The sequence below is a fragment of the Sorangium sp. So ce375 genome (assembly GCF_051473855.1).
Taxonomy (GTDB): domain Bacteria; phylum Myxococcota_A; class Polyangia; order Polyangiales; family Polyangiaceae; genus Sorangium.
In genome coordinates, this window is the sequence record NZ_CP150335.1 from 12,744,038 (window position 1) to 12,759,260 (window position 15,223).

Annotated in this window: 11 protein-coding genes; 6 read left to right on the forward strand and 5 right to left on the reverse strand. The window is 71.7% G+C overall.

Annotation, left to right across the window (positions count from 1 at the left end):
* Positions 1 to 80 precede the first annotated feature (80 nt).
* Entirely contained in the window at positions 81 to 2,108 is a 2,028-nt protein-coding gene (locus WME90_RS47430; protein ID WP_437278720.1) for a hypothetical protein, read from the reverse strand.
* A 293-nt stretch (positions 2,109 to 2,401) separates the two neighbouring features.
* Complete coding sequence (gene dnaK, locus WME90_RS47435; RefSeq protein ID WP_437278721.1) at positions 2,402 to 4,318, reverse strand: molecular chaperone DnaK; 1,917 nt, start codon at positions 4,316 to 4,318, stop codon at positions 2,402 to 2,404.
* Positions 4,319 to 4,903: 585 nt separating this feature from the next.
* On the opposite strand from dnaK, the gene rpmE reads away from it, so the two are divergent.
* The 5 genes from rpmE (at position 4,904) to WME90_RS47460 (ending at position 8,640) form a co-directional block, all read left to right on the forward strand.
* Entirely contained in the window at positions 4,904 to 5,110 is a 207-nt protein-coding gene (rpmE, locus tag WME90_RS47440; protein ID WP_012241637.1) for a 50S ribosomal protein L31, read from the forward strand.
* A 247-nt stretch (positions 5,111 to 5,357) separates the two neighbouring features.
* Positions 5,358 to 6,536, forward strand: a complete 1,179-nt coding sequence (locus WME90_RS47445; RefSeq protein WP_437278722.1) for a DUF1385 domain-containing protein — start codon at positions 5,358 to 5,360, stop codon at positions 6,534 to 6,536.
* A gap of 65 nt (positions 6,537 to 6,601) precedes the next feature.
* The gene (gene prfA / locus WME90_RS47450; RefSeq protein ID WP_437278723.1) at positions 6,602 to 7,705 is read left to right on the forward strand and encodes a peptide chain release factor 1; all 1,104 of its coding nucleotides are present in this window, start codon (positions 6,602 to 6,604) and stop codon (positions 7,703 to 7,705) included.
* Positions 7,705 to 8,286 (forward strand): hypothetical protein, encoded by a 582-nt coding sequence (locus WME90_RS47455; protein WP_437278724.1) that lies wholly within the window; start codon positions 7,705 to 7,707, stop codon positions 8,284 to 8,286. The genes prfA and WME90_RS47455 overlap by 1 nt, the downstream gene beginning before the upstream one ends.
* 15 nt (positions 8,287 to 8,301) lie before the next feature.
* The gene (locus tag WME90_RS47460; protein WP_437278725.1) at positions 8,302 to 8,640 is read left to right on the forward strand and encodes a histidine triad nucleotide-binding protein; all 339 of its coding nucleotides are present in this window, start codon (positions 8,302 to 8,304) and stop codon (positions 8,638 to 8,640) included.
* A gap of 22 nt (positions 8,641 to 8,662) precedes the next feature.
* Here WME90_RS47460 and WME90_RS47465 read toward each other — a convergent pair whose 3' ends face one another.
* From WME90_RS47465 to asd, 3 genes are read right to left on the reverse strand one after another with little or no spacing between them, the layout of a single operon-like run.
* On the reverse strand, positions 8,663 to 10,717 hold the full coding sequence (locus WME90_RS47465; RefSeq protein ID WP_437278726.1) for an FAD-binding protein: 2,055 nt from the start codon (positions 10,715 to 10,717) through the stop codon (positions 8,663 to 8,665).
* Positions 10,718 to 10,737: 20 nt separating this feature from the next.
* Positions 10,738 to 13,098: a methyltransferase domain-containing protein gene (locus WME90_RS47470; RefSeq protein WP_437278727.1), complete on the reverse strand. Its 2,361-nt coding sequence runs from the start codon at positions 13,096 to 13,098 to the stop codon at positions 10,738 to 10,740.
* The gene (asd, locus tag WME90_RS47475) at positions 13,095 to 13,817 is read right to left on the reverse strand and encodes an archaetidylserine decarboxylase (protein WP_437278728.1); all 723 of its coding nucleotides are present in this window, start codon (positions 13,815 to 13,817) and stop codon (positions 13,095 to 13,097) included. Before asd ends, WME90_RS47470 begins: the two co-directional genes overlap by 4 nt.
* Before the next feature lie 561 nt (positions 13,818 to 14,378).
* Here asd and WME90_RS47480 point away from each other — a divergent pair.
* Complete coding sequence (locus WME90_RS47480) at positions 14,379 to 15,221, forward strand: MBL fold metallo-hydrolase (protein WP_437278729.1); 843 nt, start codon at positions 14,379 to 14,381, stop codon at positions 15,219 to 15,221.
* Positions 15,222 to 15,223: the final 2 nt, after the last annotated feature.

Consider the following 15,223-nt stretch of genomic DNA (forward strand, 5'->3'; position numbering starts at 1 on the left):
GTGATGTGCGGTGACCAGGGGACACGACCGAGCGGGAGTGGACGCGCCAGGCTACTGACTGTGATAGCGCATCCGCGAGCTTAGGGCTTCGTGATGCCCGCCATTCGAAGCCCCGCCGCGACGAGCGCGCCGATGTCCTCGAGCACGGGCTTCGACACGTTGATCGAGAGCTCGGCCCGCGGGGCGGCGCCGCCTTGCTGCTGGGTCGTGACGAACATCAGCCCTTCCCCTTTGTGGGGGAGCTTTGCGAGCGCCTCGCCGAACAGCCGGGCTTCCTGGGGCAGCGCCACCGGCGCCGCCCCGGGCTGGTCCAGCGTCGTGAGCACGCTCTGAAACGTGCGGGTGATCGGGGCGAGCGTCGAGAATCCACCCCAGGCGAACTTCCCGGTCTTCAGCTTCTCGAGGCCCGGACGTGACGCGAGCGTCGCTGTGGCGGGCGCGCCCGCTTTCACCGTGGCGAGCCGCCTCAGCAGGTCGCCCTTGTCGTGTCCGAAGGCGACCCACGTCGTCTTCTCCTCACCCATGACGAGCAGGTGCAGCGTCATCGTCAGCTTGGGCTTTTGCTTGCCCTTGGCGGCGGGGGGCGAGCTCGCGTCGTCGTCGAGCTGCGGGAGCTCCTGGACGACCTGGAGCTCGACGGCGAGCGACGCCTTCCCGAGCTCCTTCGGCGCCTGGACCGTCTTGACCGTCGGCAGATCCTTCGGATCGACCTTGATCTCCGGGAGGCGCTTGCGCAGCCCGGGCGTGTTGTAGGCGGCGACGGCGTTCTTCACGTACTTGATGATCGCGTCGGGCGCCTCCTCGAACCCGAACAGGTTCCAGCCGACGAAGCCCCCCATCATCTTGTCGAGCACCTCGTTCGGCGTCGGCTTTCCGGCCTGGGCAGCGGCGGGAGGCGCGTCGACGTACCCGTGGGCGGACACGCTCGGCCCCTGGTTGATCGGCAGCGCGAGGACGTCGGCGAGCGCCTTGCGATCGGCGGGCTTGCCGATCTTCTCCTTCTCGAGCCACCCCTCGAGCATGTCGCGCAGCGTCTTCAGGATGCCGCCGTAGTGCGCCGGGTCGTAGCCGTGGTCGAAGAACGCGCCGGCGCTGTCCTTCGGCGCGCGCCAGTAGAGCTCCGGCGCGGCCCCGGCGCGGTTCGCCCTGTCGGCCATCGTCTTGGCGAGCCACGACGACTGGCCCCGGAGCTCCAGGGCCGCCGTGAGGTTCACGCAGGACTGGTTGTCGACCTGGAGATCGACGACCGCCTTGTTCGCGTCGTTGATGAGCGCCTCGAGCTCCTGCTGGACGGCGGTCGCCGCGTCGGTGAGCGCCCGGTCGAACTGGGGCTGCCCGATCGAGAGCTGGCTCTGCGCGAGGATCGGGAGCCCGCCGAGCTGCTGCTTGGCCATGCCGCCGAATTTCGTGCTGAGCGGGACGAAGCGGATCTCGCCGTGGAGATCGCGCGCCTCGGGCGTGAGCGTCGGCAGCGTGCGCGCAAGGTACGGCCCGAGCGTCGTCACGTCGCGGTCCCGATCGCCGCAGAGGAGCCGCGCCGGCGCCGAGCCCGCGGACGCGGCGAGGAAGCAGCTCGACGACGCGGGCTCCTTCCCGCCGATCTTCCACATGCCCGGCTTCACCTCGGTGAGGGCGGCGCCTGCCTCGAGCGCGCCCTTCGCCCGCTCGAGCGACGTGAGCCCGAACGACACGGCCGCCACGGGCTTGCCCCGCTTCGAGCTGTCGTCGAGCGCGACGACGAGGTGCACCGGCGCGTCGAGCGCGAGCACCGTGGCGAGCTGTTTCGTGTCGATGGAGGGGCTCACGAGCTCGCTCAGCACGCCCGAGGAGAACGCCTGCGCGCCCGTCTCGGCGAGGGCCGGAGGCAGCCCGGCGCACGTCGCGATGCTCGACAGCGTGGCCGCCGGGTTGCTCCAGCGCAGCACGCCCACGACGTCGGCCGGCTCGGCGACGGGGGACAGATCGAACGCTGGGCCGGCGGCGACCTGCGCAGGTCCGGCCTTGACCTCGCCCTGTCCTCCTGCCGGCGCGACAGGCGCGGGGGACGGCCCGCAGGCGAGGGAACCGGCCATCAGGACCAGGGGGGCGATCGGCAGGAGAGTTCGCATGAGCGCCCGTTATACGGCTCCCTGACATCCGAGTCGACGCCCAAGGAGCGCGGCACGGAGGACGTGGTCGTCCTCTCCGCCTCCTCGTACGGTTCCTCGTACGGCCGTCGCTGTAAATGAAAACGAGCGCGGACGACGCCGCGCTCGCTGTAAATGAAAACGAGCGCGGGCCGAAACCGCGCTCGCTGTAAATGAAAACGAGCGCGGACGGCGCCGCGCTCGTTGCGCTTGGCGACGAGCGCGGCTCGTCCGCGCCCGTCACCCTCGTGCGAGGAGCTGGCTCCTCGCGGTGATCAGTTCGACTCCTCGAACTCCGCGTCGATGACCGAATCCTTCCCCTTGCCGCCTGCGGGGGGCGGCGGCTGGCCTCCCGGCGTGCCGCCGGGCGCGGCGCCCCCGTCCGGCGGCGGGCCGGCCTTCTCGTACATGACGCTCGCGATGCGGTGCGCTTCCTTCTCGAGCTTCTCCAGCGCCGCGCTCACGGCCGCGTCGTCCTGCTTCTCGATGGCCGACCGGCCCTCGGCGATGATCCCGTTCAGCGCCGAGACGTCGCCCTCCGGCAGCTTGTCCTTGTTCTCGCTGATCGTCTTCTCCAGCGTGTAGCAGAGGTTATCGAGCTTGTTGCGCCGCTCGATCTCCTCGCGCCGCCGCTTGTCCTCGGCCTCGTGCGTCGCCGCCTCGCTGACCATCCGGTTGATCTCGTCCTCCTTCAGGCCGCCCGACGCGGTGATCGTGATGCGCTGATCCTTGCCGGTGGCCGTGTCCTTGGCGTGCACCGAGAGGATGCCGTTCGCGTCGATGTCGAACGTCACCTCGATCTTCGGCACGCCGCGGGGCGCCGGCATGATCCCTTCCAGGTGGAAGCGGCCCAGGGTCCGGTTGTAGCGGGCCTCGGTGCGCTCGCCCTGGAGGACGTGGACCTCGACGCTCGGCTGGCTGTCGGTCGCGGTCGAGAAGATCTCCTTCTTCTGCGTCGGGATCGTGGTGTTCCTCGAGATCATCACGGTCATCACGCCGCCGAGCGTCTCGACGCCGAGCGAGAGCGGCGTGACGTCGAGCAGCACGAGGTCCTTCACGTCGCCCGAGAGCACGCCCGCCTGGACCGCGGCGCCGACGGCCACGACCTCGTCGGGGTTCACGCCCTTGTGGGGCTCCTTGCCGAAGAACTTCTTGACCGTCTCCTGCACGAGCGGGATGCGGGTCGAGCCGCCGACGAGGACGATCTCGTCGATCTGTTGCGGCGTCTTCTTCGCGTCCGCGAGCGCCTTGCGGGTCGGCTCGAGCGTGCGGTCGATGAGCGGCCGGATCATCTGCTCCAGCTTCGCCCGGGTGAGCTGCTTCTGGAGGTGCTTCGGCCCCGAGGCGTCGGCGGTCAAGAACGGCAGGTTGATCGTCGTCTCCTGCACGTTCGACAGCTCGATCTTCGCCTGCTCCGCGGCGTCCTTGAGCCGCTGCACGACCATCTTGTCGTTCGAGACGTCGATGCCGGTGTCCTTCTTGAACTCCGCCGCGAGCCAGTCCATCACGAGGTGGTCGACGTCGTCGCCGCCGAGGTGGGTGTCGCCGTTGGTCGAGATGACCTGCACGACGTTGTCGCCGACCTCGAGGATCGAGATGTCGAAGGTGCCGCCGCCGAAGTCGTAGACGGCGATGACCTGCTCGTTCTTCTTGTCGAGCCCGTACGCGAGCGCGGCCGCCGTGGGCTCGTTGACGATGCGCTTCACCTCGAGCCCGGCGATGCGGCCCGCGTCCTTGGTGGCCTGGCGCTGCGCGTCGTTGAAGTAGGCCGGCACGGTGATGACGGCGTCGGTGACCTTCTCGCCGAGGTAGTCCTCCGCGGCCTTCTTCAGCTTCTGGAGGACCTTCGCGGAGATCTCGGGGGGCGACATCTGCTTGCCGCGCACCGCGATCGAGGCGTCGTTGTTCTTGCCCTTGCTGACCGTGTACGGGACGCGCTTCCCCTCTTCCTGCACCTCCTCGAAGCGGCGCCCCATGAAGCGCTTGGCCGAGTAGATGGTGTTGGTGGGGTTCGTGACCGCCTGGCGCTTGGCGATCTGTCCGACGAGCACCTCGCCCTTGTCATCCCAGGCCACGACGGACGGCGTGAGGCGCGAACCCTCCTCATTCACGATGACCTTGGGCTCTTTGCCCTCCATCACCGCGACGACGCTGTTGGTCGTGCCGAGATCGATGCCGATGATCTTGCCCATGACGTTGAACCCTCCGAGAACTGTTTGCGCGACGGCCTGGTGACCACGGGGGGCGAGAAGACCCGACCGGCCAGCAGGGCTCAGCTGACAGCTGCCGCGAGCCACCGCTCCAGAGCCGTCAAAAACCGCTGGGAATCCGGATACTTTCGCCGAGTTTTCGCGAGCTCGCTGGCTCGCGACCGCGAAGCTAACCATGTGCGCCGGAGCGTCAACGCCGCCCCTAGCAATTGCCGTGCGCGCGCGCCGGCGGAGCCCGGACCTCGACCGGATCCCCGTTGCGCCGGACCTCGGGCGTCCGCGCTGCCCAGCGCCCAGCGCCTCCGCCCGGGGCCTCGCTCCCGGCGGCGCGGCGGGCTCTGCCGGTCGCGCCAGGGCCGCCGCGCTGCGCGGACTTGCGCAAACGACGCGCTCGCTGCGCGGCCTCGCGCAAACGACGCGAGCGAAGATGATGAAGATGACGATGACGAGCGGGCCGTAGGAGCGCCGGAGGAGAGCTAGAAGAGCGGGCGCATCGGAGGGGCTTCTTGCGGTCCAAGACGCGCTGAGCTATAGGCGCCCTCCCTCGCAACACCCGAAGGACTCACCATGAAGCCCGGCATCCACCCCGAGTACAAGGCCTCCACGATCACCTGCGCGTGCGGCGCCGTCGTCGAGACCCGCTCCACCCGCGGCAGCTTCACCACCGACGTCTGCTCCGCCTGCCACCCGTTCTACACGGGCAAGCACAAGATCATGGACGTCGCCGGCCGCGTCGATCGCTTCCGCAAGAAGTACGCGACCGCCGGCAAGTAGCCGGACCGATCGTCCCGCTAGCCCCGATATCCCTTCTTTCACCGGAACCGCCCGTCACGCCGCGCCCGCCCGGGGCGTGGCGGATGACTGGGATGGACTGGCTCGCCCCGAGCTCGTTCGCTCGCCCATTGCGCGCAGCGCGAGCGGCCGAGACGTCGCGCCGCGGACGAGCTTGGCCCTTCACACGCGCAGCGCTGGTCGGTCGGGCCGATGCGCCAGCCGCGTTATGCGCTAGATTGGAACGCGTATGAGCGATCAGCCTGCACGTCCGTATATCGGCGGCCAAGCGGTCATCGAGGGGGTCATGATGCGGTCGCCGAGCTCGGTCGCGATCGTCTGCCGGCGCCGCTCGGGAGAGCTGGTCGTGCGCGAGCAGCCGATGACCGCCGTCGCGAAGGGGCCGCGCACCTGGCCGTTCGTGCGGGGGATCGCGACCCTCGTCGAGTCGCTGCGCCTGGGATCCCAGGCGCTCCGCTGGTCCGCGGACCTCTACGAGCAAGATCTCTCGGCCGAGGAGGCGGGCTCGGCCAACGGGCCGGAGCCCAAGCGATCGAGCGCGGGACAGGCGGGCGGAGTGAACCTCACCTCCCTGGCCCTCAGCATGGCGGCGATCGCGGCGCAGGACGTGGAGCCCGCGCAGGTCACGGGCGGCCCCACGCCGGGCGGACCCGGCACGGAAGCGAAGAAGCGGGGAGGAGGGATGGGCATGATCCCGATCCTCTTCGCGGTCCTGCTCTTCGTGGCGGCGCCCCAGGCCGGCGCCGAGCTGATCAACAAGCTCCTGGGCCTCGGCCTCGAGGTCACGTCCCCGGCGTTCCAGGCGATCACCGGCGTGGCGAAGCTCGCCATCGTCGTCGGCTACCTCCTCCTGATCCGCCAGATCGCCGAGGTACGGCGCGTTTTCCAGTACCACGGGGCCGAGCACAAGGCGATTTCCACCTACGAGGCGCACGAGGTCCTCGAGGTCGAGAACGCGCGCCGAAAGACGGCCATGCACCCCCGCTGCGGGACGACGTTCCTGGTCATGGTGGCGCTCGTGTCGATCGTCGTCTTCTCGGTGGCCGGGGCGTCCCTCGGGGCGCTCCTGCCCAAGCTGCCCGGTGGCCGGATCGTCGAGAGCGTCACCTTCTTCCTGATGAAGCTGCCGTTCCTCCCGCTGATCGCCGCGGTCACCTTCGAGATCCAGCGGATCTTCGCGCGTTATTGCACCACCGGCCCGCTCCGCGTCCTGCTCTGGCCAGGGTTCCTGGTCCAGAAGATCACGACGGCGGAGCCCGACGATGCGCAGCTGGAGATCGCCCTCGCGTCGCTCCGCGCGACGCTCTGGCGCGAGGCCTCGGTGGCCGCTCCAGTCCAGCCCGATCGGGTGTTCTCCGACTACTCCAAGCTGCTGGCCGACCCCGGCTACGCAGGCGCCCACGGCTAGGCAGCGCCGGCTCCGCCGCGCCCCTCGCCGCCGCCGTCCAACTCCGCACCGTCTTCGGATTGCAGATGCTACCTATCGCGAAACTCGAGGCGGTTCAGCGCCGCTTTCAGGAACTCGAGCACCTCATGTGCAGCCCGGCGGTGCTCTCCGCTCCGGCCGAGCTCCAGCGGCTCAACCGCGAGCGGACCGAGATCGAGCCCGTGGTCGTCGCCTTCGCTCGGCTGCGGGACATCGAGCGGCGCATCGCCGAGGATCGCGAGGCGCTGAGCGATCCCGACCTGTCCGAGCTCGCCCAGGCGGAGCTGCCCGAGCTCGAGCTCGAGCGGGAGCGGCTCGCCGGCGAGCTCGAGTTGCTCCTCCTGCCGAAGGACCCGAACGACACGCGGAACACCGTGATCGAGATCCGCAGCGGCGAGGGCGGTGAGGAGGCGGCGCTCTTCGCCGCCGACCTGTTCCGCATGCTCTGCCGCTACGCGGAGACGAAGCGGTGGAAGGTCGAGGTGCTCAACCTGAGCGAGGCCTCCGCCGGCGGCTACAAGGAGGTCGCGGCGCTGATCACGGGGCAGGACGTCTACTCCCACCTCCGGTACGAGGGCGGCGTTCACCGCGTCCAGCGGGTCCCCTCGACGGAGACGCAGGGGCGCATCCACACGTCGACCGCGACGGTCGCCGTGCTGCCCGAGGCCGACGAGGTCGACGTGCACATCGACGAGAAGGACCTGGAGATCTCGATCGCCGCGTCCGGCGGCCCCGGCGGTCAGGGCGTCAACACGACGAACAGCGCCGTGCAGATCAAGCACCTGCCGACGGGCATGATCGTGAAGTGCCAGGACGAGCGCTCCCAGCTGAAGAACAAGGCGAAGGCGATGAAGGTGCTCCGCAGCCGGCTGCTCGAGCTAGAGCAGCGCCGGCAGGAGGAGGCCCAGAGCGCCGAGCGAAGGACCATGGTCGGCACGGGGGAGCGGGCGCAGAAGGTGCGGACCTACAACTTCCCGCAGAACCGCGTGACGGATCACCGGATCGGCCTCACGCTGCACAAGCTCGACAAGATCATCGAAGGGGATCTCGACGAGCTCATCGGCGCGCTGCGCACGCACCGCCAGGCGGAGCTCCTGCGGCGCGGCGGGCTCTCGGGGCCCGCGGGCGGCGCGCTGGAGCCCGCCACGTGATGGGGGCGCCGCCCATCGACAGGGGGCCGCGGCCCGTCGATCTGGAGGCGCTGCTCGTCGCGCTCGTGCTGGCGCCGTCGACCTTCTCGCGAAACCGCTTCTTCTCGCTGTACGCCGACCCGGAGGCGCGCCGCGTGCGGCGGCGGGCGGCGCTGCTCAGGAGCATCGTGCGGCAGCTCGTCGCGGGCGCGGACCGCGCCGGGCTGGCGCCCGCCGCGAGCGGGGGCGCGCTGCTCACCTACGACGTGCCGTCGCTCGGGCTGAAGCGCACCGCCGCGCTCGACGCCCTGGAGCTCGCGGTGCTCCGCATCGCGGTCGCGCGCGGCGCGGTCCCTCGGGCCGAGCAGCCGGGCGGCGGAGACGCCGCGCCGAGCTCGGCGACAGGCGCCGCCCTGCCGCACGATCTCTTCCCCGAGCCGGCCGATACCTCGCGGATCGAGCGCGTGCTCGCCCGGCTGTTGCCCGAGGAGGGACACGGCGGAGCGCTGGAGTCTCCCGCTCAGGGGGAGGCGGGTGAGCCGGACCCCGCGACCAGGGCGCTGCCGCGTGACCGGGCGCCGCGTGACTCGCAAGCACCCTAGGAGTAGGAGGCGGCCATGTGCATCTTCTGCAAGATCGCGAACAAGGAGATCCCGTCGAAGGTCGTGTTCGAGGACGAGCACGTCATCGCCTTCCACGACACGAACCCGCAGGCGCCCACGCACGCGCTCGTCATCCCGAAGCGCCACATCGCGGGCATCGCCCAGGCCACGCCCGAGGACGAGGCCGTCCTCGGCAGGCTGCTGCTCGCCGCGCGGCGGGTGGCAGAGCTGACCGGCATCGCGGAGAGCGGCTTCAGGACCGTGGTGAACAGCGGCGCGAACGCCGGCCAGACGGTCTTCCACATCCACGTCCACGTGCTGGGCGGAAGGCCGATGGCCTGGCCTCCCGGCTGAACGAGACCCGCCCGGACCGCGATCAGCGAACGCCGCGGGCGGCGCTCACCACCGCGTCGAGCCACGCCGCCTCGTCGGCGCGGAGCGACGGCTGCCGCGGCAGCGACGTCGGCAGGGCGCGGGGGCGCGGCGCGCCGTGGGCACGCAGGTGCGCGGACGTGATGGCGCCGACGCGCCCCCCCACGCCGAGGAACAGCGCGAAGAGATCCGGGCCCACGGCGCGCCGCGGGGCGGGCCGCACCGCGAGCTCGGCGCCGGACGCGAGCCGCGCGGTGAACCCGGCGACGAGGTGATCGACCGGATCGCTCCACGCATCCGGGGCGCCCGGGGCGCCCGCCGCGATCCACGCGTCGAGCGTCAGCTCGCGCGAGGTCGCGGCGAAGTCGATCGCCAGCGTGAGGCCGCGCTGCTCGAGGGCGCGCTCGATCTCGCCGAGGCGAGCGGCGCCGGACGCGTGCACGAGCATGGAGTCGCCGTCGAGCACAGGCGCGGCGGGCGGCGGCGGAAGCGGGCGGCGCGCGGCAGAGGGAGCCTCGCGCGGGAGCAGGTTGCCGGGGTTCATGACGCCGGCGGGGTCGAAGACGCCGCGGAGCGCATGGACGACGTCGGCGCCCAGGCCGAGCTCGGCGCCGAGCCGCGGCGCCTTGCTGCGGCCGACGCCGTGGTGATGCGAGAGCGTGCCGCCGGCGTCGATCGCGGCGTCCAGGGCCGCGCGCCAGGCCGCGTCGTACTTCGCCTCGGCCGCGGCGACGGTCGGCGCGCTGCCGGCGAAGGTGAAGTAGATGCTGCAGCCGTCCGGGTACGCGTGGGACAGGTGAGCCATCACGAACACGTGGCGCCCGAGCGCCGCGCGCACCGCGCGGTAGAGCGCGTCGAGGCGCGACCAGGGCGCGGCGACCTCCATGGTGTCGCTGAACGCGCCGGCCATGAACACGGGCGCCTGGCGGTAGCTCACGCTGTAGCGGTGCGCGAGCCAGTGGCGCGCGGGCTCCTCGCCGAGCGGCCTGGCCCCGCCGCGCTCCGCGATCGCCGCGGCGCGGGCGAGGTCGTCCGCGCTCGCGCGCGCCGTGCCCTCGAAGATGAGGATGAGCGTCGCGCCGCGGAGCACGCGCGACCCGACGCCGTCGACGATCTGGTTGAGGAGCCCCGGCGCGCGCAGCAGGCCGCGCAGCACCGCGGCGCCGGCCCCAGGACCGCGCGCCCCGCGCTCCCGCGCGGGCGCCCCCTCGGGGGGCTCACCGCCTGCGGCGGCGTGGGCGCGCTGCCGGCGCACCGCGCCCAGCCGGGCCATGAAGGAGTCGAACGGGTCGTAGAGCCGCGAGACCGCCGGGCGGAGGCCGGCCTGGAACATCGACCGCATCGCGTCCCATCCGGCCTCGACGCTGGGAAACGAGAAGGCGGCGAACGCGCGCGCCGGCGGCGCCGGGTGCAGCCGGAGCGTCGCGGCGGTGACCACGCCGAGCACGCCCTCGCTGCCGATGAGGAGCGGCGTGAGATCCGGGCCGTGCGCGCGCCGATCGAAGCGGACGATCTCGCCGCGGCCGACGACGCACTCGAGCGACGCGACCATGTCCTCGATCTTGCCGTAGAGCCCGGAGCACTGGCCGGCGCTGCGCGCCGCGACCCAGCCCCCCACGGTCGAGCAGAGGATCGACGACGGGAAATGGCCGAGCGTGAAGCCCTCGGCGTTGAGCTCCTCCTCGAAGCGGATGCCGAGCGCGCCGGCCTCGACCTCGACCGAGGGGGCCTGACGATCGAGAGAGCGGCGGCGGGAGAGCCGCTTGAGGTCGAGCACGACGGTGCGCTCGTCCGGCAAGACGCCGCCGCACACGCCCGAGCCCGCGCCGAAAGGCACCAGCGGGAGCCCCTCGTCCGCGCAGAAGCGGACCACCTGGGCGACCTCCTCCGCGGACGACGGCCAGACGATCATCCCGGGCCGGTGCTCGGCGATGCGGCCCTCCGTCACGGCGAGGTGGTGCCTCGGCCAGAGATCGCGGGCGTAGGCGATCTGATCGACGGGGGAGGTGCTGCGCGGGATCCCCGGCAGCGCGCGCGCGATCGCGGCCTCGAAGCTCATGCGCCGGGAGCCCTAGCGCCTCAGCTCCGCTCGGCAAGGATGATGAGCCGCGGCGACTCGGAGCCGAAGAAGACGCCCGGGTGCGCAGGGTGCCCGGTCACCTCGGTGACCTTGAAGCCCGCTTCGTGGAACATCTTGCCGAGCTCGTGCAGCCCGTAGAGGCGGAACGAGTAGTCGAGCTCGCGCGAGCGGCCGTCCTCGAACATGACGGTGCGCTTCACCTTGAGCCTGCTCGTGAAGAAATCCACATGCATTTCATCCATGCAGACGCAGCCGTCCCCCTCGAACCAGACCAGGCTCGGCTGGCGGGACGCCACGTAGTCGCGGTTGACGATGTCGAGCAGGAACATGCCGCCGGGGCGGAGGGCGCGGCGGATGCGGGCGAGGACGTCCGCGTTCTTCTCGTCGTCGAAGTAGCCGAAGCTCGTCGACCAGCAGTAGACGCCGTCGAAGGTCTCCTCGAACGTCATCTCGCGCATGTCGCCCTGGAGGAAGTTCAGCTTCTGGCCGCGGTCCTGCGCGTCGTCGGCGGCGCGGGCGAGCATGGCGAGCGACAGGTCGTAGCCGACCACGCTGTAGCCGCGGCTGGCGATCTCGATCGCGTGGCCGCCTGCGCCGCACGCGAGATCGAGGATCACCGCGCCCTTCTCGACGCCGAGCCGCTCCTCGATGAAATTGACCTCGCGGCGAACCACCTTGCTGTCGATCTTGTCGAGCGTGCGCAGGAAGTCGTCGCCGAAGAGCTCCTCCCACCACGGACGCTTCCGGCGCACGGCGGGCTCGGTCGACGGACCGGAGCTCGAATCGTGCTCGATCTGCTTCGCCGCGGGCGTCGCCGCGGGAGCGGCGGGCCGCGCGGACGGGGACGGCTCGCCGTGCGAGCTCGGCGCCGACACGGGCGGCGCTGACATGGGCGGAGGCGGCACCGAGGCCGTGAACGTCGCGAGATCCGGCGATGCCAGGGCCTGCGCGCGCGGGCGCCGCGGCGGCAACGGAGGCGGCGGCGGCTTCTTGGCGTGGGCTGCCTGCGCGTCGGCCTGGGCGGCCAAGCTCCCGTCGGTCGGCTCGGCTTCGACCTCCTCCAGCTCGACCTCGGTGCTCTTCGGCGGCAAGGTGATGCGCGTCGGATCGCCCTGCGCCTGTTGGCGTTCGCCTCCGCCGGTCGAGGCTCCCGACCGATCGGCCTTCGCGTCGTCGGCGAGCTCGGACTCGGGCTCGACCTCCGAGACCTCGTCCGCGCCCGCCCCCAGCGGCCAGTCCAGCGGGCGCGCGTCGATCTCCGGCGCCGAGGCCTGTCTTCCGCGCGGCCTTCGAAGGTCCGGCTGGAGCGCCTCGAAGGCGGCGTCGCGCGCCGTCGGCGGGCCCTCCGAGAGGCCTTCCTGGAACGACTCGAGACCCATGCCGGTCGGGATCTCGTCCGGCTGGATCCTGAACTGCATCGGCGGCCACTCGTGCTCCGCCGGATCGGTCAAGAGCGGCGGCCTGGCGGGCTCGACGGCCAAGGTGACCGGCGGCACTGGCGGCAGGTCCGATTCGATGCTGACGATCTGGAGCGGCCGGATCACCGCGACCGAGTCGGGGTCGATGATGAGCCCGCTCGGCGTCGGCAGGGGCGGCACGCTCGAGGATTTCGGCGACGGCCGCGGGACCGCCCGGGGCGCGACAAGCTCTGCCAGGTTCGCCGCAGGCGCCGGCTTGTCGGTCGTCCTGGAGCCCTCGATCGCCGCGTCGCTGGGATGCCCGGCAGCCTCGAGCGTCGGGTAGCTGGGCCGCCGCTCGGAGGCGGTCGGCCATCCGTCGTCGTCCGCCTCGTCGAACCCGTGCGATCGCTGCGTCGCGGTATCCTCCGGCACGGTGGACCGGTCCTGCGCGGCGACCTGATCATCGCCCTGCTGCGCCGCATCTCCGGACACGTTCACGAGCCGCCGCGAGCGCCGCCGTGCGGTCTTTGCGCCGTCGCCGCGCTCCACCTCCGCGGCCCGCTCCACCTCCGTGGCCAGCGATTGCCAGGACCGCCTGGAGGTGGGGCTCGTCGGCAGGGGAGCGCCGTGCCGAGAGCGCTCCGTCGGCGGTCCGGCGATCCGCGGGTCGAGATCGAGATCCGGGATCTCCGCGATCGACCCGCCGGAGCTCCCGTCGGCGATGCCCGCGACGACATCGAGGCGCGGCAGCGGCGTCGTCGTCGCGAGCTGCGGGCGCGTGCTGGGCGCGCGATCGGGCCGTGGAACAGGCGTGCGCGCGGGGTGCGCCCCCTGCTCTCCCTGCGGCGCCGGTGCGGCCGCGTTCCCTGCCTCGCCCGGCCGAGGCGCGCCGGGCTCTCCGGAGGCGCCGCCCTCCTGGGCGGACGCAGCCAGGGGGTTGCGCGGCCGCTCGCTCGTCATCGCAGGCCCCCTCCGTCGAGCGGCTCGCCGTAGAGGATCGGCCCAGGAGCCCTGCCCCAGGGGGCCGCTACCCCGCGCTCCACGAACATGACCGCGGTGGATCCGAGGTGGAACTTGCCGATCTCCTCGCCGCACGCGACGGGGAGGGCCGGCGAGATCGTGTGCACGCCGAGCGGCACGTCGCGCGCGTCGACGGCGCTCACCGTGATCCGTCCGACGATCATCGCGCCCACCATCACGACCGTGACGCGCCCCTGGCCCTCGGTGTCGATCACGATCGCGACGCGCCGGTTGCGCGCGAAGAGGCCCGGGACGTGGCGTTCGCCGATCGCGTTCACCGGGAACAGCTCCCCCGGCATCGAGCGGATGAGGCTCACCCGCCCGGCGACGGGCGAGTGGACCCGGTGGTAGTCGCGGGGCGACAGGTAGACGATCGCGAACTGCCCGCCGTCATAGCGCGTGGCTTCTGCGGGGTCGCCCACGAGGTCTTCCACGCGGTAGGGCTGCCCTTTGATGGTCAGCCGCCCGCCCTCGGTCACGGGGCCGATCGCTTCGACCCGTCCGTCGGCAGGGCTGGTGATGGCTCCGGGATCGGAGCAGACAGGGCGCATCCCCTCGCGGAGCTTGCGCGTGAAGAACGCGTCGAAGCTCTCGTAAGGGCTCGTCAGCACCTCGGCGGCGTCCATGTCGACGCGGTACGCGCGCGCGTAGAGCTTCACCACCGTGTTCAAGACGGCGGCGGGTGCCCTGGCGTCGCAGAGGCGGCCAACGGCCCGGGTAATGCGCTCTCGCGGAAGCACCCGCAACAGCTGTGCGGCGGCGTAGGTGGCAACGGTCATTGTGCGGAGCGGCGTTAACGATGCGGGAAAGAGAGCGGTGCAGGAATGCTAGGCCTCAGGAAGGACCTTGGTCAACGCTCGGGTCAGACGAACCTTCCTGCGTCGGCGCGGTCCCCATCGGGCGAAGGAGCTCAGCCTTGACGCGACGCACAGCGCGATCCGTGGCGCGACGTCCAGGCCCGTCCCCCGCGCCTCACGTTTCTCCACGTCGCCGCGAGCGCGTCAATCGCGAAGCGCCGCTCCGCGGCAAATGGGAACGCGAGAGCCCGCCGGCCGCGCCGTCTACCGACGCGCACGCGCTCCATTCTGAAGCGTCGATCCGGAGCCCGCGCTGCAGCTTCGATCGACCCCCGCGGCCGGAGCAGAAAATCGGCGCGATTTCAAGGGCCTGCGTCCTGGCACGCCGCTCGCTGGAGAGGGCCGAGGAGGCTCGCAACAACGATGGAGATCACGTTCTGGGGAGTTCGCGGGAGCATCGCTTCGCCGGGGCCGGAGACGGCTGCGGTGGGCGGCAACACAAGCTGCGTGGAGGTTCGCTGCGGATCGTCGCGGCTCATCCTCGATGCAGGGACCGGCGTGCGCAAGCTCGGAGACGCCCTGCTCCGCGAGGGGCCGGTCGAGGCTACGGTCCTGCTGTCCCACCTCCACTGGGACCACATCCAGGGCTTGCCGTTCTTCGTGCCGGCGTACTTGCCGAGCTCGAGGCTGTCGATCGTGGGCAGCGCGCACGGGGCCGGCAGCCTGCGCGAGGCGCTCTCGGCGCAGATGGCCGCGCCGAGCTTCCCCGTCCGCATGGACGAGCTCGGCGCGCAGATCGCCCTGCGGGAGGCGCGGCCGGGCGAGGCGTTCGACGTGGGCGAGGTCCATGTGCGGATCGCCAAGCTCAACCACCCGGGCGGCGTCCTCGCCTACCGCCTCGAGCACGAGGGCCGCAGCGTCGTCTACGCGACCGACACCGAGCACTACGCCTGCGTCGATCCGGCGCTGCGCGCGCTCGCGGACGGCGCCGACGTGCTCATCTATGACGCGCAGTACACCCCGGAGGAGTACCGCGGCGAGGGCGGGCGCTCGAAGGTCGGATGGGGGCACTCGACCTACGTCGCGGGCGCCGAGATCGCGCGGGCGTGCGGCGCGCGGCGGCTCGTCCTGTTTCACCACGACCCGCAGCGGACGGACGCCGGCGTCGCGGAGATCGAGCGCCTCTCGCGCGAGCTCTTCCCCGCCTCGGTCGCGGCGCGCGAGGGGCTCCGCATCCATGTCGAGGCCCTCGCGCGGGCCGCGTGATG